Source organism: Enterobacter sp. RHBSTW-00175 (assembly GCF_013927005.1).
Lineage (GTDB): Bacteria > Pseudomonadota > Gammaproteobacteria > Enterobacterales > Enterobacteriaceae > Enterobacter.
Genome location: NZ_CP055930.1, coordinates 2,299,512 through 2,326,504 on the forward strand (window position 1 = coordinate 2,299,512; position 26,993 = coordinate 2,326,504).

Annotated in this window: 23 protein-coding genes; 7 read left to right on the forward strand and 16 right to left on the reverse strand. The window is 54.0% G+C overall.

Annotation, left to right across the window (positions count from 1 at the left end):
* The first annotated feature begins 51 nt into the window (after positions 1–51).
* Positions 52–1,203, forward strand: a complete 1,152-nt coding sequence (gene yiaY / locus HV107_RS10900; RefSeq protein WP_182063198.1) for an L-threonine dehydrogenase — start codon at positions 52–54, stop codon at positions 1,201–1,203.
* Between the two features lie 85 nt (positions 1,204–1,288).
* Positions 1,289–2,827 (forward strand): aldehyde dehydrogenase AldB, encoded by a 1,539-nt coding sequence (gene aldB / locus HV107_RS10905; protein WP_182063199.1) that lies wholly within the window; start codon positions 1,289–1,291, stop codon positions 2,825–2,827.
* Here the strand turns inward: aldB and HV107_RS10910 are convergent.
* The gene (locus HV107_RS10910; protein WP_182063200.1) at positions 2,824–3,789 is read right to left on the reverse strand and encodes a LysR family transcriptional regulator; all 966 of its coding nucleotides are present in this window, start codon (positions 3,787–3,789) and stop codon (positions 2,824–2,826) included. The genes aldB and HV107_RS10910 overlap by 4 nt on opposite strands.
* Positions 3,790–3,906: 117 nt before the next feature.
* Here HV107_RS10910 and HV107_RS10915 point away from each other — a divergent pair, with 117 nt between their 5' ends.
* Positions 3,907–4,647, forward strand: a complete 741-nt coding sequence (locus HV107_RS10915; protein ID WP_182063201.1) for a MipA/OmpV family protein — start codon at positions 3,907–3,909, stop codon at positions 4,645–4,647.
* A gap of 134 nt (positions 4,648–4,781) precedes the next feature.
* Here the strand turns inward: HV107_RS10915 and HV107_RS10920 are convergent, their stop codons facing one another.
* Together HV107_RS10920 and HV107_RS10925 are read right to left on the reverse strand one after the other, a co-directional pair.
* A complete protein-coding gene (locus HV107_RS10920; RefSeq protein ID WP_182063202.1) occupies positions 4,782–6,731 on the reverse strand; it encodes a glycoside hydrolase family 127 protein in 1,950 nt (649 codons plus the stop codon).
* A 10-nt stretch (positions 6,732–6,741) separates the two neighbouring features.
* Positions 6,742–8,142 carry an MFS transporter gene (locus HV107_RS10925; RefSeq protein ID WP_182063203.1) on the reverse strand — a complete coding sequence of 467 codons (1,401 nt, stop codon included), beginning with the start codon at positions 8,140–8,142 and terminating at the stop codon, positions 6,742–6,744.
* Positions 8,143–8,366: 224 nt separating this feature from the next.
* Here HV107_RS10925 and HV107_RS10930 point away from each other — a divergent pair, with 224 nt between their 5' ends.
* The gene (locus HV107_RS10930) at positions 8,367–9,191 is read left to right on the forward strand and encodes an AraC family transcriptional regulator (RefSeq protein ID WP_182063204.1); all 825 of its coding nucleotides are present in this window, start codon (positions 8,367–8,369) and stop codon (positions 9,189–9,191) included.
* Here HV107_RS10930 and araD read toward each other — a convergent pair whose 3' ends face one another.
* Genes araD through yiaK form a run of 8 tightly spaced genes read right to left on the reverse strand, consistent with a single transcriptional unit; the run spans position 9,192 to position 16,754 of the window.
* Entirely contained in the window at positions 9,192–9,887 is a 696-nt protein-coding gene (gene araD / locus HV107_RS10935; protein WP_182063205.1) for an L-ribulose-5-phosphate 4-epimerase, read from the reverse strand.
* Complete coding sequence (locus tag HV107_RS10940) at positions 9,881–10,741, reverse strand: L-ribulose-5-phosphate 3-epimerase (protein ID WP_182063206.1); 861 nt, start codon at positions 10,739–10,741, stop codon at positions 9,881–9,883. The genes araD and HV107_RS10940 overlap by 7 nt, the downstream gene beginning before the upstream one ends.
* A gap of 2 nt (positions 10,742–10,743) precedes the next feature.
* Positions 10,744–11,397, reverse strand: a complete 654-nt coding sequence (gene ulaD, locus HV107_RS10945; RefSeq protein ID WP_182063207.1) for a 3-keto-L-gulonate-6-phosphate decarboxylase UlaD — start codon at positions 11,395–11,397, stop codon at positions 10,744–10,746.
* Positions 11,394–12,899, reverse strand: a complete 1,506-nt coding sequence (locus HV107_RS10950) for an FGGY-family carbohydrate kinase (protein WP_182063208.1) — start codon at positions 12,897–12,899, stop codon at positions 11,394–11,396. Before HV107_RS10950 ends, ulaD begins: the two co-directional genes overlap by 4 nt.
* Positions 12,900–12,954: 55 nt before the next feature.
* Positions 12,955–14,274, reverse strand: coding sequence for an MFS transporter (locus HV107_RS10955; protein WP_182063209.1), 1,320 nt, complete (start codon positions 14,272–14,274; stop codon positions 12,955–12,957).
* A gap of 49 nt (positions 14,275–14,323) precedes the next feature.
* Complete coding sequence (locus HV107_RS10960) at positions 14,324–15,250, reverse strand: DUF4862 family protein (RefSeq protein ID WP_182063210.1); 927 nt, start codon at positions 15,248–15,250, stop codon at positions 14,324–14,326.
* A 26-nt stretch (positions 15,251–15,276) separates the two neighbouring features.
* A complete protein-coding gene (locus HV107_RS10965) occupies positions 15,277–15,744 on the reverse strand; it encodes a YhcH/YjgK/YiaL family protein (protein WP_182063503.1) in 468 nt (155 codons plus the stop codon).
* An 11-nt stretch (positions 15,745–15,755) separates the two neighbouring features.
* Positions 15,756–16,754, reverse strand: a complete 999-nt coding sequence (gene yiaK / locus HV107_RS10970) for a 3-dehydro-L-gulonate 2-dehydrogenase (protein WP_182063211.1) — start codon at positions 16,752–16,754, stop codon at positions 15,756–15,758.
* A gap of 225 nt (positions 16,755–16,979) precedes the next feature.
* Here yiaK and yiaJ point away from each other — a divergent pair, with 225 nt between their 5' ends.
* Both yiaJ and HV107_RS10980 read left to right on the forward strand, forming a co-directional pair.
* Positions 16,980–17,795 (forward strand): IclR family transcriptional regulator YiaJ, encoded by an 816-nt coding sequence (yiaJ, locus tag HV107_RS10975; RefSeq protein ID WP_182063212.1) that lies wholly within the window; start codon positions 16,980–16,982, stop codon positions 17,793–17,795.
* Between the two features lie 128 nt (positions 17,796–17,923).
* Complete coding sequence (locus tag HV107_RS10980) at positions 17,924–18,394, forward strand: 4Fe-4S binding protein (RefSeq protein ID WP_182063213.1); 471 nt, start codon at positions 17,924–17,926, stop codon at positions 18,392–18,394.
* 4 nt (positions 18,395–18,398) lie between these two features.
* On the opposite strand, the gene avtA is transcribed toward HV107_RS10980, so the two are convergent.
* Together avtA and HV107_RS10990 are read right to left on the reverse strand one after the other, a co-directional pair.
* The gene (avtA, locus tag HV107_RS10985) at positions 18,399–19,655 is read right to left on the reverse strand and encodes a valine--pyruvate transaminase (RefSeq protein ID WP_182063214.1); all 1,257 of its coding nucleotides are present in this window, start codon (positions 19,653–19,655) and stop codon (positions 18,399–18,401) included.
* Positions 19,656–19,832: 177 nt separating this feature from the next.
* Positions 19,833–21,863, reverse strand: a complete 2,031-nt coding sequence (locus tag HV107_RS10990; protein ID WP_182063215.1) for an alpha-amylase — start codon at positions 21,861–21,863, stop codon at positions 19,833–19,835.
* Positions 21,864–22,177: 314 nt separating this feature from the next.
* Between HV107_RS10990 and HV107_RS10995 the strand changes: the two genes are divergently transcribed.
* A complete protein-coding gene (locus HV107_RS10995; protein WP_182063216.1) occupies positions 22,178–23,005 on the forward strand; it encodes a protein bax in 828 nt (275 codons plus the stop codon).
* A 51-nt stretch (positions 23,006–23,056) separates the two neighbouring features.
* On the opposite strand, the gene xylR is transcribed toward HV107_RS10995, so the two are convergent.
* The 3 genes from xylR to HV107_RS11010 are packed head-to-tail and all read right to left on the reverse strand — an operon-like array spanning position 23,057 to position 26,969.
* Entirely contained in the window at positions 23,057–24,235 is a 1,179-nt protein-coding gene (xylR, locus tag HV107_RS11000) for a D-xylose utilization transcriptional activator XylR (protein ID WP_182063217.1), read from the reverse strand.
* Positions 24,236–24,268: 33 nt separating this feature from the next.
* Positions 24,269–25,450 carry a xylose ABC transporter permease XylH gene (gene xylH, locus HV107_RS11005; RefSeq protein ID WP_182063218.1) on the reverse strand — a complete coding sequence of 394 codons (1,182 nt, stop codon included), beginning with the start codon at positions 25,448–25,450 and terminating at the stop codon, positions 24,269–24,271.
* Complete coding sequence (locus HV107_RS11010; protein ID WP_182063219.1) at positions 25,428–26,969, reverse strand: xylose ABC transporter ATP-binding protein; 1,542 nt, start codon at positions 26,967–26,969, stop codon at positions 25,428–25,430. The genes xylH and HV107_RS11010 overlap by 23 nt, the downstream gene beginning before the upstream one ends.
* Positions 26,970–26,993: the final 24 nt, after the last annotated feature.

Genomic DNA, 26,993 nt, shown 5'->3' on the forward strand with positions numbered 1-26,993 from the left:
ATAATCTTTTCCGTATGCTGCCGATACTTTTTATCTCTTCGAGGAAATATCATGGCTGCATCCGTATTTTATATTCCTTCTGTGAATATTATTGGTTCTGAATCATTGGGTAGCGCAATGGATACCATGCGCGACTACGGCTGGCGTCGTGCGTTGATTGTGACTGATGCCATGCTCAGCAAACTGGGTATGGCGGCGGATATTCAGAACGCGCTGAAAGAACGAAATATTGCCAGCGTAATTTATGACGGGACACACCCTAATCCCACCACGGGAAATGTGGCCGCTGGTCTTAAAATATTAAAGGAAAATAACTGCGACTGCGTTATTTCTCTCGGTGGTGGCTCGCCGCACGACTGCGCAAAAGGTATTGCGCTGGTGGCCGCTAATGGCGGCGATATTCGCGATTATGAAGGCGTGGATCGTTCTGCAAAACCGCAATTGCCGATGGTGGCCATTAATACCACGGCGGGTACGGCCTCTGAAATGACGCGTTTTTGTATTATTACCGATGAGGCACGCCATATTAAAATGGCGATTGTCGATAAACACGTTACCCCGGTGCTTTCTGTTAACGACTCATCGCTGATGGCGGGAATGCCGGCCTCACTGACGGCGGCGACAGGTATGGATGCCCTGACCCACGCGATTGAAGCTTATGTTTCCGTTGCCGCAACCCCCATCACAGATGCCTGCGCGTTGAAAGCGATCACCATGATCGCCGAAAACCTTGTTCATGCCGTTGAAGATGGCGGCAATACGGCGGCGCGTGAGGCGATGGCCTACGCGCAGTTCCTTGCTGGAATGGCCTTTAACAATGCCTCGCTGGGTTATGTACATGCGATGGCGCATCAGCTTGGCGGCTTCTACGATCTGCCGCACGGCGTCTGCAATGCGGTGTTACTGCCACACGTTCAGGTCTTTAACTCGCAGGTTGCGGCTGCCCGCCTGCGGGACTGCGCCAACGCAATGGGCGTGGATGTCAGCAAAATGACCGACAACCAGGGCGCGCAGGCCTGCATTGTTGAAATTCGCGCCCTGGCGCGTCAGGTGAAGATCCCGGCGGGTCTGCGTGAGCTAAACGTCAAAGAGGAGGATATTCCGGTGCTGGCAACTAATGCCCTGAAAGATGCCTGTGGGGTAACGAACCCTGTTCAGGCAACCCACGAAGAGATCATGGCGATTTACCGCGCCGCGATGTGACCCCTGTCGTAAACCCAACACGGGCTGGCGAGAAAATCGCCAGCCAGAACTACCCTTGTTGTACACCAACAGCAAGGAGACGGTCATGACAAACAATCCTCCCTCATCGCGTATTCAGCCTGGCGAGTATGGTTTCCCCCTCAAGTTAAAGCCCCGTTATGACAACTTTATTGGCGGCGACTGGGTTGCGCCCGCCGACGGTGAGTACTATACGAATCTGACCCCAGTTACTGGCCAGCCGTTGTGTGAAATTGCCAGTTCCGGGAAAAGAGATATCGATCTGGCGCTGGATGCGGCACACAAGGTGAAAGACAAATGGGGGCATACCTCTGTGCAGGACAGAGCCGCCATTTTGTTCAAAATAGCCGATCGAATGGAACAAAACCTGGAGCTGCTGGCAACGGCGGAAACCTGGGACAACGGTAAACCTATTCGTGAAACCATGGCGGCGGACGTCCCGCTGGCCATTGACCATTTCCGCTATTTTGCGTCCTGTATCCGTGCGCAGGAGGGGGGAATAAGCGAGGTGGATAGCGAAACGGTCGCTTACCATTTCCACGAGCCGCTGGGGGTGGTCGGGCAAATTATTCCGTGGAACTTCCCGCTGCTGATGGCGAGCTGGAAGATGGCTCCGGCACTGGCGGCAGGCAACTGCGTTGTGCTCAAACCTGCGCGCTTAACCCCACTGTCGGTGCTGCTGCTGATGGAAGTGATTGGTGATCTGTTGCCACCGGGGGTGATCAACGTGGTGAATGGCGCCGGGGGTGAAATTGGTGAATATCTGGCGACGTCAAAACGTATCGCCAAAGTAGCCTTTACCGGGTCGACGGAAGTGGGTCAACAAATCATGCAATACGCGACCCAGAACATTATCCCGGTAACGCTGGAGCTGGGCGGTAAGTCCCCGAATATTTTCTTTGCCGATGTGATGGATGAAGAAGATGCCTTCTTCGACAAAGCGCTGGAAGGCTTTGCGCTGTTTGCCTTCAACCAGGGGGAAGTGTGCACCTGCCCGAGCCGGGCGCTGGTTCAGGAATCCATTTACGAACGCTTTATGGAGCGAGCGATCCGCCGTGTGGAGTCTATTCGCAGCGGTAACCCGCTGGATAGTGCCACCCAGATGGGCGCGCAGGTGTCGCATGGGCAGCTGGAAACCATCCTCAACTACATTGATATCGGTAAGAAAGAGGGAGCGGATGTCCTCACCGGTGGACGACGTAAGGTGCTGGGTGGTGACCTCAATGAAGGCTATTACCTTGAGCCCACCATTCTGTTCGGCAAGAACAACATGCGTGTCTTCCAGGAAGAGATTTTTGGCCCTGTGCTGGCGGTGACGACCTTCAAAACAATGGAGGAGGCGCTGGAAATCGCCAACGACACGCAATATGGCTTAGGGGCGGGCGTCTGGAGCCGTAACGGCAATCTGGCCTATAAGATGGGGCGTGGCATTCAGGCTGGCCGCGTATGGACAAACTGTTATCACGCCTATCCGGCACATGCGGCGTTTGGCGGGTACAAACAATCGGGGATTGGCCGCGAAACGCACAAGATGATGCTGGAACATTACCAGCAAACGAAATGCTTGCTGGTCAGCTACTCTGATAAACCGCTCGGGCTGTTTTAATCACCCAGCTCAGGTCGCCCAGTGGCGGCCTGAGCAATTTGTTGGCGAAGGCAGTTCAGTACGGCGTCCAGGACGTATTGCACGCGCCAGGGCTGGTACTCGCGTTTGCGAAATATGGCGGTGAGATCGAGCCACCACTCCTCCTGATGTGAAAAGCAGGGGACTAACATGCCATGAGTGAGCTCTTTTCTCAGGCTCTCTTTCGGGGCAAAAACAATGCCGAGATTATTTCTCGCAAGCTCCAGCGCAGTCTGGGTATTATCACAAATATAATTCCCGGTGACTTTATAGTCGCGCGCACCTTCACTGCCGTGAGCCCTGAAACGCCAGATGTTAGCATCGTCAACCAGCATCGAGTCTATTAATATACATGAGTGATTGATTAAATCATCGGGGCCGTTGATAGGGTGGAGTTTTAAATATTCTTTAGAAGCAAATGCCGTAACGGAATATTTTGTTAATATGCTTGCGACTAAACTTTCATCTTTCGGTTGCGCATAGGTGATTAAAATATCGCAATCGTCAGGGAACGAGACTCCCTCGGAAAATTCGTTGCTATCAAGGTTATAGGTTTTTAGCGAAATACGAATGTCGCCGGGATCTTCAATCTTGTGAATAACATAGCGAGCCAGATAGGTGACGATGCCCGTTGGGGCGTAAATCGTTACCTTCCCCCGTTTTTCATGCTTATAATCAGCAATAAAATTAATGAGTTGGCTATTTTTATCCAGCGAAGCATTAACGTAGGGTAACAACGCCTCTCCGAACTGTGTGAGTGACAGCTGGCGGGTGGTGCGCTCAAAAACTTTGAGTCCAACGCGGGTTTCAAAATCAGATAAATATTTACTCACATTGGCCTGCGCCATACCCAATAAGGCGGCAGCATCACCAATGCTGTGCGTTGCGGCGATGACAGAAATAATTTTCAACTCACGCGGCTTCAATTGCAGGTTACTCATCATGCGCACCCATCTATATGATTCTATATATAATATTATATAAACGGCAGCGTTGCATTGGCAAATTTGTAACCATTATTATTCGCCTCGCTTGTTTGGCGTTTAAATGGATTGCATGGAATGACTATTAATAAAAATTTACTCATCGCTGCCACGTTATTTGCATCATCATCCGCGATGGCCGGTGATTTTTCACTAGGGGCGGGGGCTGTATTTAATGAATCGCCTTACAAAGGGTATAACGAAAATACCACCGCAGTACCGTTAATTAGCTACGAAGGCGACCGGTTCTATGTGCGTCAGACCACGGGAGGATGGATCCTGTGGAAAGATGGTAAAAATGAACTGAGCCTGACGGCAACCTGGATGCCGCTGCATTTCGACCCGGATGATAACGACGACCATCAGATGAAACACCTTGATGAGCGTAAAGCATCGGCATTTCTGGGCGGCGCATACTATCGCCACGAAAGCTGGGGTAGCCTGAAGTTCGCCGTTTCTGGTGATGCGATGGATGAAAGCGGTGGTGTGATGGGCGAAGTGTCCTATTTCCGCCCGATTCGTATGGAGCGCCTGACGCTGACGCCGTCAGTGGGCGTTTTCTATAGCGATGAAAGTTACAACGATTACTACTACGGCGTGTCCGGCAACGAATCTCGTCGCACCGGGCTGGATGAATACAAGGCTGGTGACAGCTGGACACCGTACGTTGGCCTTGCCGCAAAATACCAACTGACCCAAAGCCTGTTCCTGAATGCCAGCGCGGTGTACACCGTATTACCTGACGATGTGAAGAACAGCCCGATGATCGACCGTGATGACAGTTTCGCGCTGATGACGGGTGTGACCTGGCGTTTCTGATGGCTTAACACTGTCCCCACGGAAGGGGGCAGCCTCTCTGATTGCCGGGTGGCGGTTCCGCCTTACCCGGCCTACGATATTATCTCCCTCTCCTGTGGGAGAGGGTTGGGGTGAGGGCAACGGGTCGCAAGGAATTAGGCCTCATCCACCCAAATCCGCATTTCCCCTTCACCGCGGTTCGCCCAGCTAAACCATGGAATAAAGGTTAATGTCTGAGGCTGACGCTGCACCGGTGAACGGTCGTATTGCCACAACGCATCTGAATCTGCTGCATGGCAACCGATGCCCTCAGCCTGAATCAGCATCTTATGAGCGAATATCCCTTTCCCTTCATAGACCCGGAATGTGCTCTCCTCTGGCAGGGAGAGGTTATGCAGATTCGTACCGTTGTCGGCCTCTTCCAGGCAATAAACCAACGGCCCGCGTTGCAGGGCGACTTTACCCGCCTGCTGGCGTACCTGTGGATTACCGTACAGACGGCGAACCGGCATGGGTAGCGTCAGCGTGAGGTTATCTCCCTCCTGCCAGCTGCGGGTGAGGTAAAGATAACCCCGTGCCACTTCCCCTTTAATGACTTCGCCATTCAGGGCAACGTCCGGGGTCGCGCACCAGTCCGGCAGGCGCAGAGCCAGCGTGTGAGTCACTGGCACCGGAGAGGTAATGTCGATTTTTACCTGCTCATGCCACGGATAGTTACCGCTGATACGCAGCTGTAGCGTGCGATCGCCAACCGGGATAGCAACGTCGTTCCCCACATACAGGTTGATAAACAGCGTATCCTCACGAACGGTATAGATGTAATGACCGAGCGAAGTCAGCACACGAGCGATGTTTGGTGGGCAACACGCGCAGCCAAACCAGCGCTGGCGAACCGGCTTCACGTGATCGTAGATATGGTTGAACGACAACGTCCTGGGATGCACCTCAAGTGGATTCACATAGAAGAAATGCTTCCCGTCCAGCGCCATACCGCCTAATACCGTGTTGTGTAACGCCCGCTCCATTACGTCGGCGTACTGGCTGTCTGCTTCCATCTCCAGCATCCGGCGGGCAAACATCATCAGGCCAATCGAGGCGCAGCTTTCGGCATACACTGTGTCATTGGGCAGATCGTAATCACTGCTGAAGGCTTCGCCACTGCTCTGCGAGCCGATCCCACCGGTAATGTAGAGCTGACGCTGGGCCATATTTTTCCACAACCGCAAACAATCCTGGCGCTTGCCTTCGTCATGACTCAGGCGCGCCAGATGTGCCATACCTGCCATCAGATAGACAAAACGCACCGCATGACCAATTGCCGTTTGTTGCTCCGCAAGTGGCTGATGCGCCTGACTATAGGCTTTGTCTTTCACCATCCATGCCGGGCCATAGGTGTTCCAGTGTGACGTTTTGCCGCGCTTCTCGTATTCGATATCGTAAAAATGCGGCTGCGCCCCGCGTTCTTCAATGAAGTATTTCACCAGCGCCAGGTAGCGCGGCTCCTGCGTTACGTCGTACAACCGCATCAGCGCCAGTTCAATTTCCGGGTGACCAGGATAACCGTGCAGCTGGTTAACGCCTGGACCAAATACACTATCGATGTGATCGGCAAGCTTGCAGACCACCTCCAGCAAACGGCGTTTCCCCGTCCCCTGAAAATACGCCACGCCAGCTTCAATCATATGTCCGGCGCAGTAAAGCTCGTGGCACTCAGCCAGATTCGACCAGCGCGCTTCGGGGGCTTTCACTGTGAAATAGGTGTTGAGATAACCATCTTCGCATTGTGCCGCCGCAACCAGCTCAATCACCTCATCGGCGGTTTTTTCCAGCTCTGCATCGGGCTTCTGGCACAGTGACCACGCCACGGCTTCAAGCCATTTCGCCACGTCGCTGTCCTGAAATACCATGCCGTAGAATTCGCCTTTCTCCAGACCCGCCGCAATGCGGAAGTTGGTGATGGCGTGGCTTGGCTCGGCTTCTGCCACGCGATCGTTGAGCGCATCCCACTGGTAGGGAATGACCACATCGCGCACCAGCTGCTGATACTGGCCAAGAAAGGGATCGTTAATTTTAAGCGTGTGCAGGTCGGCTTCCATTATGGACATCTCGTTCTCCTCAGGACTGTACGTGACGCTGGCGCAAATCGGTGGAAATGCGCGACATCATTGGATTGTTGAGTCTGCACCAGCGGATAGAGACAGCCAGCAGCAGATGGAAAAGGGCAGGGAGCAACGTCTCCATGGCGGTGATGCCCTGCAGGGACGCCGGTGTCTGATTACCGGCACCAGGCTGGTAGGCCACGGCGATAAACACAAGGCTGATGATCCCGGCGCTGGAGGCCCACGCCAGCTTGATGAAAAACAGGTTGAAGGCGAAGTTCATGCCAGATGAGCGCACGCCGGTTTTCCATTCGCCGTAGTCATCGGCGAAGGCCATCAGCGAAAAGTGCAGCGGCAGCGTAAAGCCCAGGATGACGCCGTTGCTCAGGATCACAATCAGCCACAGCGTCTGGTCATTCGGCCCGCCGGGCAGGAACCACATTCCCGCCGCGAGTACGGCCAGCACCAGGTTGGTGTAATAGTAGAGTTTGACCGTATCAATACGGCGGGACAGCGGGTTAACGATCACCGCCCCGAGAATGGCTGCAAAGGTCACCATGGTGAAAAACAGTGAGGTGTAGGCGGTGCTGCCCTGGAGCACGTAGGTGATGAAATACATATATCCGCCGCCGCGAATATTGAACACGTTAATCAGCAGGAAGGACATCACCAGCATCAGCAGCAACTGGTCGTTATTACGCAGGCCAGCCAGATGCTCGCGGAGGGTGAATTTGCCCATCAGTGCCAGCGGTACTCGCTCACGCACCCAGAAGAAGCAGCACAGGAACATCACCACGGCGATGGCACACAGCACGCCCACTCCAAGCTGATAACCCTTTGCGGCATTGCCCTGGCCTAATGCAGATACCAGCCACGGCAGGCCGACGGACACTAAAAACCCGGCAACGCCGCACAATACAAAGCGCCAGGACTGGCAGGAGATCACCTCGTTGTGGCGCGTTGTCATGGTGTTAATCAGCGCGCAGTAAGGCACGTTGATGGCGGTATAACCCACAGACAGGAGCAAGTATGTTCCGAATGCCCAGGCGATTTTCACCCCCATGCTGGCTTCCGGGACGGTGAAGGTCAGTACGCCGATGATCCCAATCGGTAATGCCACCCACAGCTGCCAGGGGCGAAAGCGTCCCCACCGGCTTTGCGTACGGTCGGCAATCACGCCCATCACTGGGTCGGAGATGGCGTCAAACACGCGAAGTGCAATAAACAGCGTGCCGACGAGAGCAGGCGTCAGACCAAAGATATCGGTATAGAAAAAGGTGAGAAAGTTCATGATAAGACAGGTAATTACCGTGCCGCCCGCGTCACCCAGGCCATAGCCTATTTTTTCGCGAACTGACAGGCGGTCATCCATTACCTGTTGTGCAACGTCAGATTGTGTAATCGGTGTGGAAGTCATGAGGTAACTCCTCGGTAATCGATTTTTATCGTATTTGTGCAAGGTACCCCATTCATTCTGCACTGAACGGAAAGACCAACAAGGGAAGGGAAAAGTATAAAAAGATGACGATTCCGACCTGATGCCAAAAATGTGAGTTGGATCGGGCGGCGAAGTTAATATTTATTAATAATCAATAAATAAACTCAATTTTCACGACGATAAAAGCGGGATAGTGAATACCGATGCTTGAATTATCCATAGCGCTTCCGATTAAAGTACAAAATGGCGGGTTATTCATTTCCCGGGGTGTGGGTCGCCATCCTGCGAGAAAATTGACGTCGTGGGAGATTATTTTTGTCGAAAAAGGGACGTTAACGATCCTCGAGGAAAATACCCTTTTTGAGGTGAAGGCCGGAGAGAGCTTATTGCTTTGGCCGAATCGGCGACACGTTGGCGTGGAGGATTTCCCGGCAGACCTCAAATTCTACTGGCTGCACTTTGAAGTGGAAAACGTTGAAGTGGAAAACGCCGCGCAGAACGCTCCGCCGCTGGCAATAGAACAACATTGCAGCGTCAGGGATGCGCAATATGTCATTTCACTGTTCCGCCAGTTTCTGAGCGAGCAGGAAAAATTACAGCGCAGCATTGCGCTGGAACTCTTGTTGCTCCTGATTTTACAGCAGGTTTCGCTCTCTTCCGGATATGAAGACAAAATGGATGAGGCCGGCGCTTCGATGGCCTGGAAGGCGAAACAGCTCATTCGCACACAATTTCATTTACCCCTCTCCACTTCGCAACTTGCCAGGGAATTGCACTGTAATGCCGACTATCTGGGGCGGGTGTTTCGTCGCACCTTCCATTTAACCCTGACAGAGGCGATTCATCGCCAGCGTGTCAGGGCGGCAGAAAAACTGTTACTGAACGACTCCGCATCACTCACCGAAGTGGCAACCCGCTGCGGGTTTAATGACGTGGGCTATTTCCGGCAGATATTCACTAAGCACACGGGCTTAACACCCGCCGTCTGGAAACGGCGGTATTGTAAGGAACATATTAATTCCGGGTAATTACTGCCCGTAATACGCATTCGCCCCGTGCTTGCGCAGGTAGTGTTTGTCCAGCAGATCTTGCTGCATCACCGGTAGCTGGGGGGCCAGCTGGCGCGAGAACAGACCCATATAGGCGCACTCTTCCAGGACCACGGCGTTATGTACGGCATCGGCCGCATCTTTGCCCCAGGCAAACGGGCCGTGGGAATGCACCAGCACCGCCGGGATCTGCATCGGGCTAAGGTCACGCTCCTCGAAGGTTTTGATAATCACTTCACCGGTCTGATACTCATATTCCCCGGCAATTTCTGCTGTGGTCATCAGACGCGTGCAGGGGATTGCCCCGTAGAAGTAGTCTGCGTGAGTGGTTCCCCAGGCTGGTAGATCTTGCCCCGCCTGTGACCAGATGGTTGCGTGGCGGGAATGGGTATGCACGATGCCGCCAATCTCAGGATAACGGCGGTACAACGCAAGATGCGTTGGCGTGTCTGACGAGGGTTTTTTGCTCCCTTCGACAACCGCGCCGGTGGCGATATCTACCACCACCATATCCTTTGCGGTCATCACGTCATACTCCACGCCGGAAGGTTTGATCACCATCAGGCCGCTTTCACGATCGACTGCGCTAACGTTGCCCCAGGTAAATGTCACCAGCTGGTGGGCGGGAAGCGCCAGGTTTGCCGCCAGCACTTCGGCTTTGAGTTGTTCTAACATGCCATGCCTCCTTCCTGCATACGGGCTTCAATCCAGCGACGTGCCTGGATAATTTCAAGTACGGGTTCTTTTGCTTTTTCGGTCCACATTTCAATGAGAAATGCCCCGCGATAGTTCAGCTGATTCAGCGTGTTAAACACGCCAACAAAGTCAACGCACCCTTCGCCAAACGGCACATCGCGGAACTGACCCGGGCTTTGTTCGGTGACGGGTTGGGTATCTTTCAGGTGGATTGCGGCAATACGGTCAATGCCCAGCGTCAGCTCGGCGGTCACATCGTTACCCCATGCGCTCAGGTTGCCGACATCCGGGTAAACGCTAAACCACGGCGAGGCGAGCATGTCGTCCCACTTTTTCCACTTGCTGATGGAGTTCATAAAGGCGGTGTCCATGATCTCCACTGCCAGCATCACCTGAGCGGCAGCGGCTTGTTCAACTGCCCAGGCCAGCCCTTCGGCGAAGCGCTGTTGCGTGCCCTCGTCATGCTCTTCGTAATAAACGTCATAACCTGCAAGCTGAATGGTGCGGATACCCAGGTCACGCGCCAGCCTGATGGCTTTGGTCATGATCTCGCGAGCGCGTTCACGCGCGGTTTCATCGCGGCTGCCAAACGGGAAGCGGCGGTGGGCGGACAAACACATCGACGGGATCGATACACCTGTTTCCAGCATGGCTTCTACCAGAGATGCGCGCTGCGCGGTGCTCCACTCCAGGCGGGATAAACGTTCATCGGTTTCATCGACCGACATTTCAACAAAATCGAACCCGCAGCTTTTTGCCAGAACCAGGCGCTCTGGCCAGGAGAGTGTTTTTGGCAGCGCTTTTTCATAAATGCCTAACGGATGCTGACGCATGGTTACTCTCCCCAGATGTCGCGGATTTGCGAATGGAATGCCTGCGCCACCTGCGGTGGATTTTCTGCACCTGCCAGCGCTCGCCCAGCGATAAAGGCTTTAACGTTGATCTGCTTAAACAGCGGCAGGTCGGCAGGGGTGATCCCACCGGTGATTGAAAGCTGTAAACCGATATCGGACAGCGCTTTCATTTTGGCGAGATCCGCTTCGCCCCACTGCTGACCGCTGGCCTGGGCATCACGTCCACGGTGGTAGATGGCTTGCTGTACGCCAGTGCGATACCACGCACGGGCATCGTCCAGTGTCCAGTTACCAAACAGCTCCATCTGGATTTCACCGCCGCAATGTTGTGCAACCTCATGGCCTTTTTCAACAGTTGCCAGCGGCGCGGCGCAGATGATGGTCATCCAGTTAGCTCCTGCACCAAATGCCTGTTGTGCCAGTGTTTCCCCGGCATCGGCCACCTTCCAGTCGGCCACGATGATTTTATCCGGGCACTGTTCGCGAAGCGCGCGCACGGCGTGTAAACCCTCGGTCAGGCACAGAATGGTGCCCGCTTCGACGATGTCGACATGATCCGCAAGCAAAGCGACATCGCGCTGCGCGGCCTGAAGTGAGGTATGGTCGAGCGCCAGTTGCAGTAATGGACGGCTCATAGGTCAAACTCCTTAACGCGGGCGTGATAGCCCTGTAGTGCGGTAATCAGTAACTGGTATCGGTGGTATTTGCGCTGGTAGGCCGCATGGGCGCGCATGTCAGGTTCAATAATCCGGATGTCATGTCTCAGGGCACGCTGCGCAGCGTGAAAATCGGCATAGATACCCGTACCGACGAGTGCCGCAAGCGCGGCACCGGAACACCCCGTCTCTTCAACCTGCGGCAGCTCTATTGCCAGGCCGCTGACATCTGCCAGCATTTGCATCCACACATCCGAATGGGTTGGGCCACCCGTGACACGCAGTGACGTCACCTGCGTAAAGCGTTCGAGCATCCGGTTCAGGTGGGTCATGTGGCTAAAGACAACGCCTTCATAAACCGCCTGCAACAGATGGGCCCGGGTGTGGAGCGCCTGCATTCCGTAAAAACCACTGGTCATATCCAGGCCAGCGTTGCTGCCATAGAGAAAAGGCAGGAAAAACACATCGCTTTCCGCTTTCGGTAAGCTTGCGACGGCGTGGTTAATCTCACTGAACGACACGTCACCCCACTGCGCGGTCAGCCATTCCAGGTTGCCGGATGAGGTAGGGCTGGCTTCATGCACGATGTACTGCTGCGGGTGAATATAGCGGCCATACACATAAGGAAAGGGTTCGTTATCGCGAATGCCGTTGGCGATCCCGCTGGTCACGGCCCAGGTTCCCATCACCGCGTTAAGCGTATATTCGTCATGTAATCCGGCGCAGATCGCGGTGGAAACCACATCAAACAGCCCGCCAACGACGGGAGTACCCGCCGCCAGACCGGTAAGCGAGGCTGCCTGAGCGGTGATTTCCCCGCAAATTTCTGCTGACCCGACAATGGGCGGAAGCGCGCCATCAATTTCGCTAATCCCGAGCCAGCGAGTCAGCTGCGGGTCGTACTGGCCGGTGTTCATGTTGTAGAGGTTGGATTCTGAGATGTTGCTCTCTTCGCAGCCTTTTACCCCCGTCAGGCACCAGCGCAGGTAGTCGTGCGCCATCATCACGCAGCCAATCTGCTGATAACGCTGTGGTTCGTTCTCTTTGACCCAGCGCAGGAGCGATGCCGGATGCCCTGTCCACAGCGTCTGGCGCGTGTGCGGGTAGAGTTTTTCGGGAATGCCGTCCTGCTGCCAGTGCTGCACAATCTCCAGTGCCCGACGGTCAGAGGAGAGCATGGCGTTGCCCAGCGGTTGATCCTGTTTATCAAGAAGAAACAGCCCTTTGCCCTGAGCAGAAATACCGATACCTTTGATCTGCTCGCCGTCGACATGGGCGTTTTTCAGCAGCAGTGCGACGGTTGTGTGGCAGTGTTGCCAGAGCTGGTGCATATCCCGTTCGGCATAGCCAGGGCGCGGGCTGAGGGTGGAAACCGAGCGGCGCTCAATACACACTTCTTTACCCTGGCTGTTGTATAAACCGGCTTTCAGATAAGTACCGCCACAATCGATACCCAGCCAGAAGGGCTCTTTTTCACTCATCTTTGATTCTCTCGTCTTGCTCCCTCTCCCGGTGGGAGAGGGCTGGGTGAGGGCATCAGGCCGCACGTTTATGCGGATTCACCGTGGGATTCGTTTCCGATCCGGCATCGCATTTCGCCGGTAACAGCAGGGCCAGCAACGATGCCAGCGCCAGAGATACCGCCAGGCAGTAAACCCCTGCGTCTTTGCTGTACAGCGTGATAAGCACGCCTACCGCATAAGGGCCGCAGAAACCACCGAGGTTGCCCAGGGCGTTAATGACGCCGCGCGCACCGCCTGCCATTTCGGCACTGAACAGACGCGCCGGAATGGTCCAGAACACGCCAGCAGCGGATTGCAGGAAGAAGCCGCAGCCGACCAGAGCGGAGTAGGCCAGCCAGGTGTTCTCTTTTAGCGCCACAGAAAGGAACATGCAGAGCGCGAAGCCAATCAGCGGCAGGGAGACAAACAGTTTGCGTTTGCCGGTACGGTCAGAGAGTGAAGAGAACAGGAACATGCCCGCAATAGCACCGATGTAAGGCAGAACGGCGAGCATCCCCACCTGGCCGATGCTGGTGTGTGTCAGCTCTTTCAGGATGGTGGGCAGCCAGAGGGTGTAACCGTAAATCCCGGTCTGGTAGAAGAAGTTCAGGGCGATTAACTGCCACATGGTTTTGTCGGAAAGCACGGCGCTCAGTGAGGCGTTTTTCACCTCTTTACCGGCGATCGCTTGTTGCTCTGCCGCCAGGGTTTGTACCAGGTAGTTTTTTTCAGCCTCGGAAATCCAGCGTGCTTCCTGCGGACGGTCGTAGACGGTGAGCGCCCACAGCACCAGAACCACAATCGACAGCAGGCCTTCAATGATGAACAGCCAGCGCCAGTCGAGTGCGGTGATTATCCAGCCCGACAGCGGCGCGGTGATAATCCCGGCGATGGGTACAAACATGATAACAATGGCGTTTGCCCGACCACGTTCGGCATCCGGGAACCAGTTACTGATCATCGTGAGCACGACAGGCAGCATCCCGCCCTCAGCCACGCCGAGTAAGAAGCGTAGCGCCAGCAACTGATACTGGTTCGTGACGAGACCCGTCAGTACCGAGAGCACCGCCCAGGCGACCAGCGACCAGCCGATGAATTTCTTACCGCTGCCGTGAACGGCAATTTTGCCGCCAGGCACCTGGAGGAATAGATAGCCAAGGAAGAAGATGCCACCCGCCAGGCCTGCCATGGTGGCAGAAATACCCAGCTCCTCGTCCATGCCGCCTGGCATCGCAAATGCAATATTCACACGGTCCATATATGAAATAATGCAGGCGATAAGAATGGGAGGGATAATTCTTAGCCAGCGCTGGTGTGGAATATCCGCATGTAGAGCATTAGAAGAAGTGTTCATATTTAATGTCTCAGTTAATGTAACCGATATAGGGATGTTATTTTTATTGTTATTGCGTTGCTTTATTCATAGCGCTAATGCCGTCACGCAAAATGGCGATGCGATGGCTGACGTTAGCATTAGCATTTATTTCCAGTAATTTAATACCGGAGAATTTCAATGTTGCGGTGCTCGCCGCAGTAAACAGTGTTTTTGCGTGTTCAGTCGTCATTAAACTTTCGGCGCAGAACGAAGAAAACGGCGCATGGAGATCCTGCCAGTCACCGTATTCACCGGTTGCTGTTGTGCCGGAGAACATCAGTGCCCCGAGCTTACCGGCCTTGAGTGCCGCCTGAACATGCTCAACAGGTCGCGTGGTATTTCGTCCTTCAATGGCCGAACGCGCCCAGTTAATGCACACGCTGATATCGGTGTCTTTCACGACGTCCAGCACCTGCTCCAGGGGCAAAAATCCCTTACGTGGCGCGCTGCCGTTCATGGCATCGCAGTGTTCCAGAACCAGATCGCATGACCAGTCCCATCCGGCGATTTCGCGGATGGAACGGGCGAAGGCGTCAGTGGCCTGCTCAACCGAGGCGTTGCCTGCCTGTGGGGCGGCCTGCATTTCCAGCGCGATCACTTTGCCCGGGAAACGCGTATTGACGGCATCAATCTTTTGGCGCAAATGACGGTAAAAATTGATGCTGGCTTTTCGCTGATCTTCGTCTGCGGAGGCCAGGCCAAAGGCACCGTTTGTGCCACGCCGGCGCATGGTTTCCATCACTGCTGTGACCACGATTTGCCAGTCGCCAGGCGTATGACGGAACAACCATTCATCGCCATAAGGATGAAGGTCTTCAAGGCAGGGTTGTTCCAGCCCGCGAATGTACGGCGTGTCGGAAAGTTCTCGCCAGAAGGTGTGTTCTTCTTGTTCCCCTTTCTGGTGAAACGAGGGTGCGCAGGGGTACGCACCAATAATAAAACCGGTGTTGGTCATTTCGCGTTCCTGTATTTATCAGAAAATTACGGTAATTCGCTGATTGCCACTTTCACTACAATTTTACGAATTGCAGTTTCCTTGTTTTTAATACAGGCAGGACGATGAACATCCTGCGGAAAAAATATGGCGTAATTGCCCGGAGTCATTTCAATAAACGATTCGTTTTCACTGCCGTGATAAAAAATAATATCCCGTTGTTCCAGCAACGATTCACTTATTTCGTTATTACCCGTATCAATAGCGATACCTATTTTTTCTTCACCCCAGGCGAGAAACTGGATATCCAGGTAACGGCGATGCACTTCAGGACGGTTTTGGTGTTGTTCCTTCGTTTTCAGGTCGAGCACCTGGGCGAAGATGTTCCGTCCGTCAATTTCCACGACGCCAGGCTCCAGGGCGGTGAAGTCTGTGTTACGCAGAAAATCGAGTGCTTTTTCAATTGCCTGCGGCAGGCGGCACGGATTTGGCTGCGAAATATGTCCGAATATCATGGCGTCACTCCTTACAGCGACTGGATCTTCGCCCAAACGCTGTCATCAACGGTGATACCGTTACGACGGTTCTCTTCCAGCAGGCGCGTGAATTCATGCCCTGGCAGGCGAACAGCAACGTTTTCGTCTGAGCGCTCGGCCTGGGTGATGAAATCCATAATGCGCTGAAGTTTGGCATCGCGGGTTGGGCCGTCGATCAGTTTATCGACCTCAATGGCGATAAAGATCTGTGACACGCCGTACTCGTCGCTGTTGTCCTGAGTGACTTCCGCCACAGAGGAGCCGTTAGAGAGCAGGGTCGCAATCATATCCAGCACGATAGACAGGCCAGAACCTTTCCAGTAGCCCATTGGCAGAATGCGGCGGTTTTTCTCAATCACGCCCGGCTCTTTGGTCAGGTTGCCTTCGTCGTCAAACCCACCGTCAACCGGCAGCGTGCGCCCGGCAAGGCGGTTCACTTCCAGCATCCCGTAAGAGAACATCGACATCGACATATCCACCATGGTGATGGGGCTGGACGGGATTGCGACGATCAATGGGTTTGTCCCGATGCAGCACTCTTTCGATCCCCACGCAGGCATCACGGCGATGGAGTTCGTCCAGCAAATGCCAATATAGCCTTTCTCCGCAGCCTGCCAGCCGTAGCTGCCGCCGCGCATCCAGTGGTTAGCGTTACGCAATGCCACCAGGCCAATCCCGTGGTCGGAGGCCAGCTCTGTGGCGCGATCCATCATCTTTTTCGCCGTCAGGTTGCCAATAGAACGCTGGGCGTCCCACTGTTCGATAGCACCCAGCGTGGTCACGCGTTTTGGCAGCGCATCAGGAATGATGTCGCCTGCATCAAGCTGCTGGATAAAACGTGGGAAGCGATTCACGCCATGTGAATAGACGCCTGATTCTGTGGTGCGGGCAAACATCTCCGCACATGCCTCTGCGGTATCGGCTTTAATGCCGCGATTGAGCAGAACGCGATTAAATGCCGCTTTCAACTCTTCGAATGTCACTTTCATCCCTGTTCTCCTGTTCTTTTTAGGGGGCGCTGTGAGTGCTTTTTTATCTCTAAATTTCACTATGCGAAATCTGATTTCAAATATAGCGATCAATTTTTGCCAGATCAACGACATTCATGATTTTCAAAATCGATTAAAATCAATTGGTTGTGTTTTTTCTGTTGAGATCGTGAACTGAGCCACACTTTGCGCTACCATCAGGGCGCGATAAAAAGGAGCCATTTGATGAGCATGAAAGAGAGCGAAATGACGCAAGAAAAAGAGAGGCCAGCAGGTAGCCAGAGCTTGTTTCGCGGCCTGATGCTAATTGAGATCCTCAGTAACTACCCGAACGGGTGTCCGCTGGCGCATTTATCAGAACTTGCGGGGCTGAATAAGAGCACCGTGCATCGGCTGTTACAGGGTTTACAGTCGTGCGGCTATGTCACACCAGCCCCGGCCGCGGGCAGCTATCGCCTGACTACCAAATTTATTGCCGTCGGACAAAAGGCGCTGTCGTCGCTGAACATCATCCACGTGGCGGCGCCACATCTTGAGACGCTGAACATTGCCACGGGTGAGACGGTGAACTTCTCCAGCCGGGAAGATGACCATGCCATTCTGATTTACAAGCTGGAACCGACGACAGGGATGTTGCGTACGCGCGCCTATATTGGCCAGCATATGCCGCTCTACTGTTCTGCAATGGGTAAGATCTACATGGCGTTTGGCCACCAGGATTATGTGGCGAGCTACTGGGACAGCCATCAGGAGCAGATCCAGCCCCTGACGCGAAACACCATTACTGAACTCAGCGCCATGTACGATGAGCTGGCAAACATTCGCGAACACAGCCTGGCGATGGATAAAGAAGAGAATGAACTGGGCGTGTCGTGTATTGCCGTGCCGGTCTTTGATATTCATGGCCGCGTGCCGTATGCCATCTCCATATCGCTTTCTACCTCGCGTATGAAGCAAGTGGGCGAGAAGAACCTGTTAAAACCCCTGCGTGAAACCGCAGAGGCGATTTCCCGCGAGCTGGGTTTTACCGTGCGCAGCTAAACGTCTGGCAAAAAGCCAGATCGGGTGGCAAATGCCACAAATCTGGCTCCTTTCCCCTGTTTGATCAAAGCGCTGTCGCGCACCTCTCTGGCAATCTGCGGTTTTAAGCGCGCAGGCGGAGTGAAGAGATGAACCGGTTTATTGTTGCTGATTCGGCAAAGTGCATTGGCTGTCGTACCTGCGAAGTGGCCTGCGTGGTTTCGCATCAGGACACGCAGGATTGCGCAGCTGTTACTGCCGTGGCGTTTTCTTCGCGTATCCGGGTGATAAAAGGCGGGGCATTTACTACTGCGGTAGCGTGTCATCAGTGCGAAGACGCGCCCTGTGCGAATGTGTGCCCAACTCAGGCAATTCGTTCTGAGGCGGGAGTCTGGCGGGTGGAGCAGTCTCGCTGCATTGGCTGCAAGAGCTGTATGGTGGCCTGCCCGTTTGGGGCGATGCAGGTTACTGTGGTCGCGGAGCACGCCCAGGCGCTGAAATGCGATTTGTGCGCGCATCGCGCGGACGGGCCAGCCTGCGTTGCTGCTTGCCCGACTCACGCGCTGAGCTGTGTTGATCCCGCCAGATTACGCGCCGAACGTCTGCGTTATCTGGCATAGGGCGTTACTGGCCGCCTTCGCGCCAGGCGATTTCAATCTCTTCTGCGAGAATTTTCACGCCAGCTTCAATTTTGTCCGGATCGGGAACGTAGTTCATACGCATACACTGGTGCGTGTGCGGCCACGGCTTATCCAGACCCGGGAAGAAGTAGTCCCCTGGCACCATCAGGACGCCGCGTTTTTTCAGGCGCTGATAAAGCAGCTCCGTCGAAATTGGCAGATCCTTAAACCACAGCCAGAGGAATATTGCCCCTTCCGGTTTATGGATCAGGCAGCGTTCTTCCGGTAAATAGCGGCGAAGGATGGCAATCGTGTCCTGAACGCGCTGGTAATAGAACGGTTTAATCACGTCGTTTGACAGGCGCAGCAGGTCGTTGCGTTTGATCATTTCGCACATCATCGCCGGGCCGATACCACCAGGTGAAAGGCTAATAATGCCGTTCATATTGGTGATGGCGGTGATGATTTTTTCGTTGGCAACGATGATACCGCAGCGGCTACCCGGCAGGCCGAGCTTGGAAAGGCTCATGCACAGCACAATGTTCGGGTTCCACAGCGGGCGCGCTTCGCTGAAAATGATGCCAGGGAAAGGCACGCCGTAGGCATTATCAATCACCAGCGGGATGCCGTGTTGATTCGCCAGCGCATCGAGCTTCATCAGTTCGTCATCGGTAATCACGTTGCCCGTTGGGTTGGTAGGGCGCGACACGCAGATCATGCCCGTCTCTTCACCAATGTGCAGGTGTTCAAAATCGACGTGATACTTGAACTGGCCTTCCGGCAGCAGCTCGATATTCGGACGTGCAGAAACAAACAGGTCTTCTTCGAGGCCGGAATCGGCGTAACCGATGTATTCCGGGGCCAGCGGGAACAGCACTTTTTTGGTGGTGCCGTCGGCGCGACGTCCTGCAAAGAGGTTAAACAAGTAGAAAAATGCACTCTGACTGCCGTTTGTTAGTGCAATATTCTGTGGCTCGATATCCCAACCCAGCTCTTCACGCAGCATATCGGCAAGGAGAGTGAGCAGCTCTGTTTTACCCTGAGGGCCATCGTAATTGCAAAGCGCATCAGTCGCTTTACCGTTTTCCAGCATGTTGGCAAGCAGCGTCTGGAAATACTCATTCATCTCCGGGATTTGAGCCGGGTTTCCGCCGCCGAGCATGATTGCGCCCGGTGTGCGCAGCCCGTCGTTGAGATCCTCCATCAGGCGTGTAATGCCTGAATGGCGGGTAAATTTGTCGCCGAAAAGTGAAAACGTCATAGCAGGTGTTCTGTCGGGCTTATTATGAAAGTGGGTAACCATAACGCTAGCATCGGGCGGGTGCAAATCGAGTGAAACGACAGGGTTTATAGTTTTATCCGGTATGGGCGTATTTATGTGGTGGATTATTCTGCTGGTTTAACCCCCACCCTTTCGGGAGAGGGTTAAGGTGAGGAGTTACTGATTTCCTGCCCACACGACCATGGCTTTATCGCCATTATGATCACGTACAAAACCGTACCCTTCTTTTAGCGAAAGCGTGGTTTGCTTGCCTTCGCCAATGGCCGGGTGGCGGGCGCGGAACTGCCCCAGGATCTGCCAGTGAGCAACGGTTAACGCCTCTTTGCCCGTGACATCCTGCCAGTTCATATCCGAACGTGTTCCCTGAAGTGGATCAGATCCTGTCGGGCCAAATGGGCGTTCGGATTCATCCCCGTAGTAGATTTGTACGCTTCCTGGTGCCAGCAGGAGCAGCTCTGCGGCACGCTGCCCTCCTTCACGGAACAGACGGGTATCGTGTGAAGAGAGGTAGCTCAGAACGTTGAATCCCTGGAGCTTTTCGGCCATTTGCTGCCAGGTTAAGTCGATATCGGCCAGGCAATCCACCGCTTTCGCCGCCTGTTCCTGGTAGTCGAAGTTGATCATTGCATCGAAACCGTGGCGGTAATAGTCGCTCTGCATAACCCCGTGCCCCCAGGATTCACCGGTCATCCAGAACGGGGCATCATCGAGCTTTTTGGTGGGGTTTTCTGCTTTCCACGCCTTTAACGCTGCGCTTGTCTGGTCTTTCAGCTGCTGCCATGCGGCAAGTTCGACATGTTTAGCCGTGTCGACACGAAAACCGTCGATGCCGTAATCACGTACCCACTGGCTGAGCCAGTGAGTCAGGTAATCCCGTGGCGTATAGCCGGCAATCTCTTTGGCGTGCGTATCTGGCTTGTGTTGATAAAAGTTTGGCAGGCCGGAAGGGACGGTTGATTCTGTTTTCAGGTCAGGTAAAAACGCCAGCGACATGGTTAAGTCGTCATAACCCGGACTGTCGTAATCACCGATATCGGTGCGTATCCATTTTTTACCCCACCATTTTTCCCACGCGGCTTTGTCACTGAAATTAATGTAGTCGTTAAAACTGTGCCAGCTCTGGCCAGCGCCCGGTTTCCAGTCGGTCCAGTGTTCGCCCAGGGTCTTTTTCAGCTCGTCGCCTTGCAGATACAACGCGCCAAACTGGAATTCCTGCATATCGGCGAGCGTGGCATAACCCGTGTGGTTCATCACGATATCGAACAGGATGCGGATACCGCGTTTGTGGGCTTCATCAATCAGATGACGTAAGTCGTCTTCCGAGCCCATATTGGCATCAAGCTTTGTCCAGTCCTGCGTGTAGTAGCCGTGGTATGCGTAGTGAGGGAAATCGCCTTTCGTACCGCCGCCCACCCAGCCGTGGATCTGTTCCAGCGGGGAGCTTATCCAGAGCGCGTTAACACCCAGTTGCTGTAAGTAATCGAGTTTACTGGCGAGGCCTTTAAGGTCACCGCCGTGGAACGTGCCAATCTCCTGCATTCCGTCTTTATGGCGACCGTAGCTGTTGTCATTCGTCGGATCGCCATTAACGTAGCGATCGGTCAGTACGAAGTAGACGGCAGCATTTTGCCAGCTAAAAGGGGCAGGTTTGTCGGTTTCGGCACGCTCCAGCAGCAACAAACCGTTGCTGTTCGCTGCGGGCTGAAGTGTGATTTTTCCCTGCTGCACGGTCGCGGTTTGCTTGCTGTAGAAATCGCGCACCACTGAGCCTTCAGGGAAGGTGCTGCTCACATCGAGGGTTAGCGGTTTTCCGTCCCATTTTGGACACTGACGGATTACGTTTGCCACCGGCTGTTCCGTCACGCTTTGAATCGCCAGCATCAGGGTTGGCGTGCCAGAACGGGTATCGACACGCATCTGGTAATCGCCATCACGGAACAGACGCCACTGCGGCGGGGTACCTTCGCAGGGTTTAAGCGACAACATCTCGTTGAGTTTTATGGCATCTGCTGGCTGCCAGCACGCGTTGTCAAAACTCAACGTCAAAGGACGAGTACCCTTCGCAAGCTTTGCATGGCTGGTGAATATTCCGGTGCCTTCGGCGCTGAACGCGCCAAAACCCGGTGATGTCCAGTCCGCGTGTGCCAGTGCGGGTAACATCAGAAAAGCTAATGCAGTGCGTTTCATTCCATTTTCCTGTCGCGGCATTTTTGACCAGTGTGCCACCAGGTAAAGTCGAGAAACTCATCCCTTTGCGCTTTCTGAGAGGGTGATGCGAAAGGATGAGTGATCCCGCGCAAAATTAAGCAGTTATCTGCGATAACGCACACAATTTTTCAGGAATGATGTTTTAGTGAGCAACTTTTAGGTGACATAGTTTCGGAATTGGACTATTTCTTTAGGTGCTCTGGAAGTCTATTTTTGTTATGATTTGAGATTCCGCTCTCAAATTTGTGAAAAAAATAAGGTGTTGGAATGTCTAAATCCGACCAGGAGACCTAATGATATCGACTCCCATTCGACGATTTGGGGCTACGATACTCATGTTACTCACCGTGTCATTTTCAGGTGAGGTGCTTGCGAAAACGCACACGGATACATCGAGTCATAAAGCCCACGTCATAAAGACGACGAGTAAAAGTAAGGTTAGCAGTAAACAAGAGTATTCTCGCAATAGTGCAAAGAGTAGTTCACTTCCTGATTTGCGAAAATACCCTTCCGGAACACCAAGGAAAAAAGCGTTTCTCCGGACGGTAATGCCTTATATTACAAGTCAAAATTCCGCGATTACTGCGGATCGTAACTGGCTGACATCAAAGCAGTACGATAGCCGCTGGTCGCCATCTGAACGCACGCGTCTGAAAGATATCGCGCAACGCTACAAGATAAGCTGGAACGGCAACACGCGTCGTGTGCCGTGGAATGCGTTGTTAGAGCGTGTGGATATCATCCCAGGCAGCATGGTAGCGACAATGGCCGCAGCCGAAAGTGGCTGGGGTACGTCGAAACTGGCGCGTAGCAACAATAATCTCTTCGGTATGAAGTGTGTCAAAGGCCGTTGTAACAATGCGCCAGGCACGGTGAAAGGGTATTCGCAGTTTGAGTCTGTCAAAGACTCTGTGAACGCCTATGTGGTGAACCTGAACACGCACCCGGCATACTCCTCATTCCGTAAGTCACGCGCTCAGCTGCGTAAAGCGGATCAGGAAGTGACGGCAAGCACGATGATCCACAAGCTGAAAGGTTATTCCACCCAGGGACAGAGCTATAACAACTATCTGTTCGCGATGTACCAGGATAACCAGCGCTTAATTGCCGCACATATGTAATCCTCAAAAAAACGCCTTCCACTGGAAGGCGTTTTTCTTTTCTGCATCAGACTATATCAGCACTTCACTGTGACGCTCCCGATACTCCTTCGGCGTGGTGTCGTACTCTTTCTTGAATACCGAGTAGAAGTATTGCAGCGACGGGTAACCACACATCTGCGATATCTCGTTGATAGATAGCGAGGTAGAGACCAGCAGGCTACGTGCTTTCTCCAGTTTCTCGGCGTGGATGACGGCATGAATGGTTTCGCCAACCTCTTCCTTGAAGCGTTTCTCCAGGTTGGAGCGCGAGATGCCAACTGAATCCAGCACCTGATCGACCTTAATACCTTTGCAGGCATGGTTGCGAATGTAGTGCATGGCCTGGATCACGGCCGGGTCGTTCAGGGAACGGTAATCGGTTGAACGGCGTTCCACTACACGAACGGGAGGAACCAGCAAACGCTGGAGTGGCAAGGCTTCGTTATCCAGCAACCGGTGGAGTAATTTCGCTGCCTGATATCCCATCTGGCGCGTTCCTTGCGCAACTGACGACAGCGCCACGCGTGACAGATAACGGGTAAGCTCTTCGTTATCGATACCGATGACGCACAGTTTTTCGGGAACAGGAATGTGTAAATGCTCGCAGACCTGTAGCACATGGCGGGCACGCGCATCGGTTACCGCGATAATGCCGGTTTGCGGAGGCAATGTTTGCAGCCAGTCTGCAAGGCGGTTTTGCGCGTGTTGCCAGTTTTCTGGCGCGGTTTCCAGCCCCTGATACACCACTCCGCGATACTTCTCCTGTGCAACCAGTTGGCAGAAGGCGTATTCACGTTCCATTGCCCAGCGTTTACCGCTTGAGGCGGGCAGGCCATAAAATGCAAAGCGGTGAACGCCTTTCTCTTTTAAATGCAAAAAGGCACTTTCGACCAGCGCATGATTATCGGTCGCGATGTAGTTAACCGGCGGGTAATGTTCGGGTGAATGGTAAGAGCCGCCGACGCCCACAATCGGGACGTCGACGTCGGTAAGCAACTGTTCGATGACGGGATCGTCATAATCTGCGATCACGCCATCGCCAAGCCAGTCTTTGATATTTTCGATACGAGCCCGGAAATCCTCTTCGATGAAGATATCCCACTCCGATTGCGACGCCTGCAAATATTCACCTACACCTTCAACCACCTGACGGTCGTAGGCTTTGTTGGCATTGAATAACAACGTAATGCGGTGACGCTTCTCAAACATGGCTTACTTCCCAAATAAGTAACAATGATGTTATCAGGCCCGTCGCTTGGTTGCAGAGTCCATCCAGACTGCCAACAACAGAATGGCCCCCTTGACGATATACTGCCAAAAGGTCGGGACGTCCATCATGCTCATTCCGTTATCCAGCGAAGCCATAATAAATGCGCCCATCACCGCACCCGCCACGCTGCCGACACCCCCGGCGAGACTGGTGCCACCAATGACGCAGGCCGCGATGGCATCCAGTTCGGCGATGTTCCCTGCAGATGGCGAACCGGCACCCAGACGTGAACTGAGAATCAGCCCGGCGATCGCGACCATCAGCCCGTTGATAGCAAAGACGGCGAGCTTAGTGCGTTCTACATTAATGCCAGACAGTCGTGCCGCCTCCAGGTTGCCGCCAATCGCATAAATACGGCGACCAAATGCGGTGCGTGTGGCCATAAACATGCCCGCCAGCAGCAGAAGGGCTAACAGCAACACCGGGGTCGGTACGCCGCGATAGTCGTTCAGAAGCCAAATTGCGCCCAGCACGATCACCGCCGTCAGCGCCTGACGCCCGACAACCGATGTCGATGGGGCAGAGGCCAGCCCCAGCGCCTGACGACGCATACGCCCGCGCCACTGCCAGGCAACGAACGCCATTAACCCTACCACACCGAGCGTGAAGCCTAAGCCACCAGAGAGATAGCTCTGCCCAATTTGTGACATAGATGCGCTGGTAGGCGACACCGTTGTGCCGTTGGTAATACCAATCAAGATGCCCCGGAAGGCCAACATGCCGGCAAGCGTGACAATAAACGAGGGCACTTTGCGATAGGCAACCCACCATCCATTCCATGCGCCGAGCACCAGGCCCATGATCAGCGTGACGGCAACAGTGAGCGGCAGCGGCCAGCCGAACCAGACGTCGAAAATGGCGGCCACACCACCAAGCAGGCCCATCATTGAGCCAACGGAGAGGTCTATCTCGGCGGAGATAATCACAAATACCATGCCCACGGCCAGGATGCCTGTGATGGCCGTCTGGCGCAGCAGGTTGGAGACGTTACGTGCGCTCAGGTATGAGCCATCGGTCATCCAGGTAAAAAACAGCATGATGACGATAATCGCGGCAATCATGACAAAGACTTGCAGGTTAAGTACCTTAAGTCCCGCGAACGCGCCAGGCGTCGGTGCAGCGACTTTAAGATCAGACGGATTGCTTTTCGACATGGCGTTCGCTCCTTAATGCGGCTTCCATCACCTGTTCTTGCGTCAGGCCTTGGTTAATCAGGTTGGCTTTTAATTTCCCTTCATGCATGACCAGCACGCGGTCGCTCAGACCAAGCACTTCAGGGAGCTCAGAGGAGATGACAATGACGGCAATCCCTTGCTGCACAAGCTGATTAATCAGTTTGTAGATTTCGTATTTTGCACCGATGTCGATCCCGCGCGTCGGCTCATCCAGAATTAATATGCGGGGATTGAGCAGCAGGCAGCGCGCCAGTATCGCTTTTTGTTGATTACCCCCACTCAGACGACCAATGGCCAGTTCCGGGGAGGAGGTTTTTACTTTAAGCCGGGCGAGCGACTGGAGAATGCACTGCTGCTCGGCGGCATCGTCCAGGCTGCTGAGTGCGCCAGAAAACTGGTTGAGGGCGGCAAGTGTGATGTTTTTACCCACGGCCATTACCGGAACGATGCCGTCTTTTTTACGGTCTTCCGGCACCATGGCGATGCCCTGAGCAATGGCCTGCTGGCAGTTTTCGATATGGATTGGCTGGCCATCGATATAAATGCTGCCTTCCCAGCGCCCTGGCCAGACGCCGAACAGACATTGTACGGCTTCGGTGCGTCCGGCGCCGACCAGCCCGGCGATGCCGAGGATCTCACCACGATGAAGTGAGAAGGAGACATTGTTAACCCGCTTAATGTGACGATTAACGGGGTGCCATGCGGTCAGGTTTTCAACGCGTAAAACTTCATCCCCAATCGTGTGGGGTTCGTTCGGATACAGCGCAGTAAGCTCGCGTCCGACCATCATGGTAATGATGTCGTCTTCGCTCATGCCTGCCGCTTCGCGCGTGCCGATGTGCTGACCATCGCGGATCACGCAGATGGTGTCAGAAATGGCTTTCACTTCATTGAGTTTGTGCGAAATGTAGATACAGGCAATGCCGTGGTGTTGCAGGTCGCGGATGATGTTGAGCAGAACAGCCGTTTCCTGTTCGGTGAGCGATGCTGTGGGTTCATCGAGAATTAACAGCCGTACCTGCTTGTTCAGCGCTTTGGCAATTTCAACCAGCTGCTGTTGACCCAGCCCTAAATCCCCCACGCGCGTATTGGGTGAAATCGCGAGGCTCACCTGCGCCAGCAGCTTTTCACAACGCAGCGTCATGGTGTCGTAATCCAGCACGCCGTGACGTGAAATCTCAGCGCCCAGGAAGATATTTTCCAGCACGGTGAGATGCTTAACCAGTGCCAGCTCCTGATGAATGATAGCGATGCCTTTGCGTTCGGTATCGCGGATGTGTGTGGCCTGAATCACCTCTCCGGCAAAGACAATTTCGCCGTCATAGCTGCCGTGAGGATAGATCCCGCACAACACTTTCATCAGTGTTGATTTACCCGAACCATTTTCACCGCACAGTGAAACGACCTCACCGGCGTTGAGCCGCAGGCTGACGTTATCGACAGCTTTCACCGTACCGAAAGCTTTAGTGATACTTTTCATTTCTAGTAAATAAGGCATAACTGCTCCACATGACCCGAAGTC

Coding starts and splice junctions, on each gene's coding strand:
- xylH (WP_182063218.1), bottom strand. CDS start 25,450: ATGTCGAAAAGCAATCCGTCTGATCTTAAAGTCGCTGCACCGACGCCT.
- avtA (WP_182063214.1), bottom strand. CDS start 19,655: ATGACGTTTTCACTTTTCGGCGACAAATTTACCCGCCATTCAGGCATT.
- HV107_RS10990 (WP_182063215.1), bottom strand. CDS start 21,863: ATGAAACGCACTGCATTAGCTTTTCTGATGTTACCCGCACTGGCACAC.
- HV107_RS10910 (WP_182063200.1), bottom strand. CDS start 3,789: ATGATGAGTAACCTGCAATTGAAGCCGCGTGAGTTGAAAATTATTTCT.
- HV107_RS10920 (WP_182063202.1), bottom strand. CDS start 6,731: ATGTCCATAATGGAAGCCGACCTGCACACGCTTAAAATTAACGATCCC.
- yiaJ (WP_182063212.1), top strand. CDS start 16,980: ATGAGCATGAAAGAGAGCGAAATGACGCAAGAAAAAGAGAGGCCAGCA.
- HV107_RS10950 (WP_182063208.1), bottom strand. CDS start 12,899: ATGAGTGAAAAAGAGCCCTTCTGGCTGGGTATCGATTGTGGCGGTACT.
- HV107_RS10995 (WP_182063216.1), top strand. CDS start 22,178: ATGATATCGACTCCCATTCGACGATTTGGGGCTACGATACTCATGTTA.
- HV107_RS10930 (WP_182063204.1), top strand. CDS start 8,367: ATGCTTGAATTATCCATAGCGCTTCCGATTAAAGTACAAAATGGCGGG.
- HV107_RS10955 (WP_182063209.1), bottom strand. CDS start 14,274: ATGAACACTTCTTCTAATGCTCTACATGCGGATATTCCACACCAGCGC.
- yiaY (WP_182063198.1), top strand. CDS start 52: ATGGCTGCATCCGTATTTTATATTCCTTCTGTGAATATTATTGGTTCT.
- araD (WP_182063205.1), bottom strand. CDS start 9,887: ATGTTAGAACAACTCAAAGCCGAAGTGCTGGCGGCAAACCTGGCGCTT.
- HV107_RS10960 (WP_182063210.1), bottom strand. CDS start 15,250: ATGACCAACACCGGTTTTATTATTGGTGCGTACCCCTGCGCACCCTCG.
- xylR (WP_182063217.1), bottom strand. CDS start 24,235: ATGTTTGAGAAGCGTCACCGCATTACGTTGTTATTCAATGCCAACAAA.
- HV107_RS10925 (WP_182063203.1), bottom strand. CDS start 8,142: ATGACTTCCACACCGATTACACAATCTGACGTTGCACAACAGGTAATG.
- yiaK (WP_182063211.1), bottom strand. CDS start 16,754: ATGAAAGTGACATTCGAAGAGTTGAAAGCGGCATTTAATCGCGTTCTG.
- HV107_RS10980 (WP_182063213.1), top strand. CDS start 17,924: ATGAACCGGTTTATTGTTGCTGATTCGGCAAAGTGCATTGGCTGTCGT.
- HV107_RS10940 (WP_182063206.1), bottom strand. CDS start 10,741: ATGCGTCAGCATCCGTTAGGCATTTATGAAAAAGCGCTGCCAAAAACA.
- HV107_RS10965 (WP_182063503.1), bottom strand. CDS start 15,744: ATGATATTCGGACATATTTCGCAGCCAAATCCGTGCCGCCTGCCGCAG.
- aldB (WP_182063199.1), top strand. CDS start 1,289: ATGACAAACAATCCTCCCTCATCGCGTATTCAGCCTGGCGAGTATGGT.
- HV107_RS10915 (WP_182063201.1), top strand. CDS start 3,907: ATGACTATTAATAAAAATTTACTCATCGCTGCCACGTTATTTGCATCA.
- HV107_RS11010 (WP_182063219.1), bottom strand. CDS start 26,969: ATGCCTTATTTACTAGAAATGAAAAGTATCACTAAAGCTTTCGGTACG.
- ulaD (WP_182063207.1), bottom strand. CDS start 11,397: ATGAGCCGTCCATTACTGCAACTGGCGCTCGACCATACCTCACTTCAG.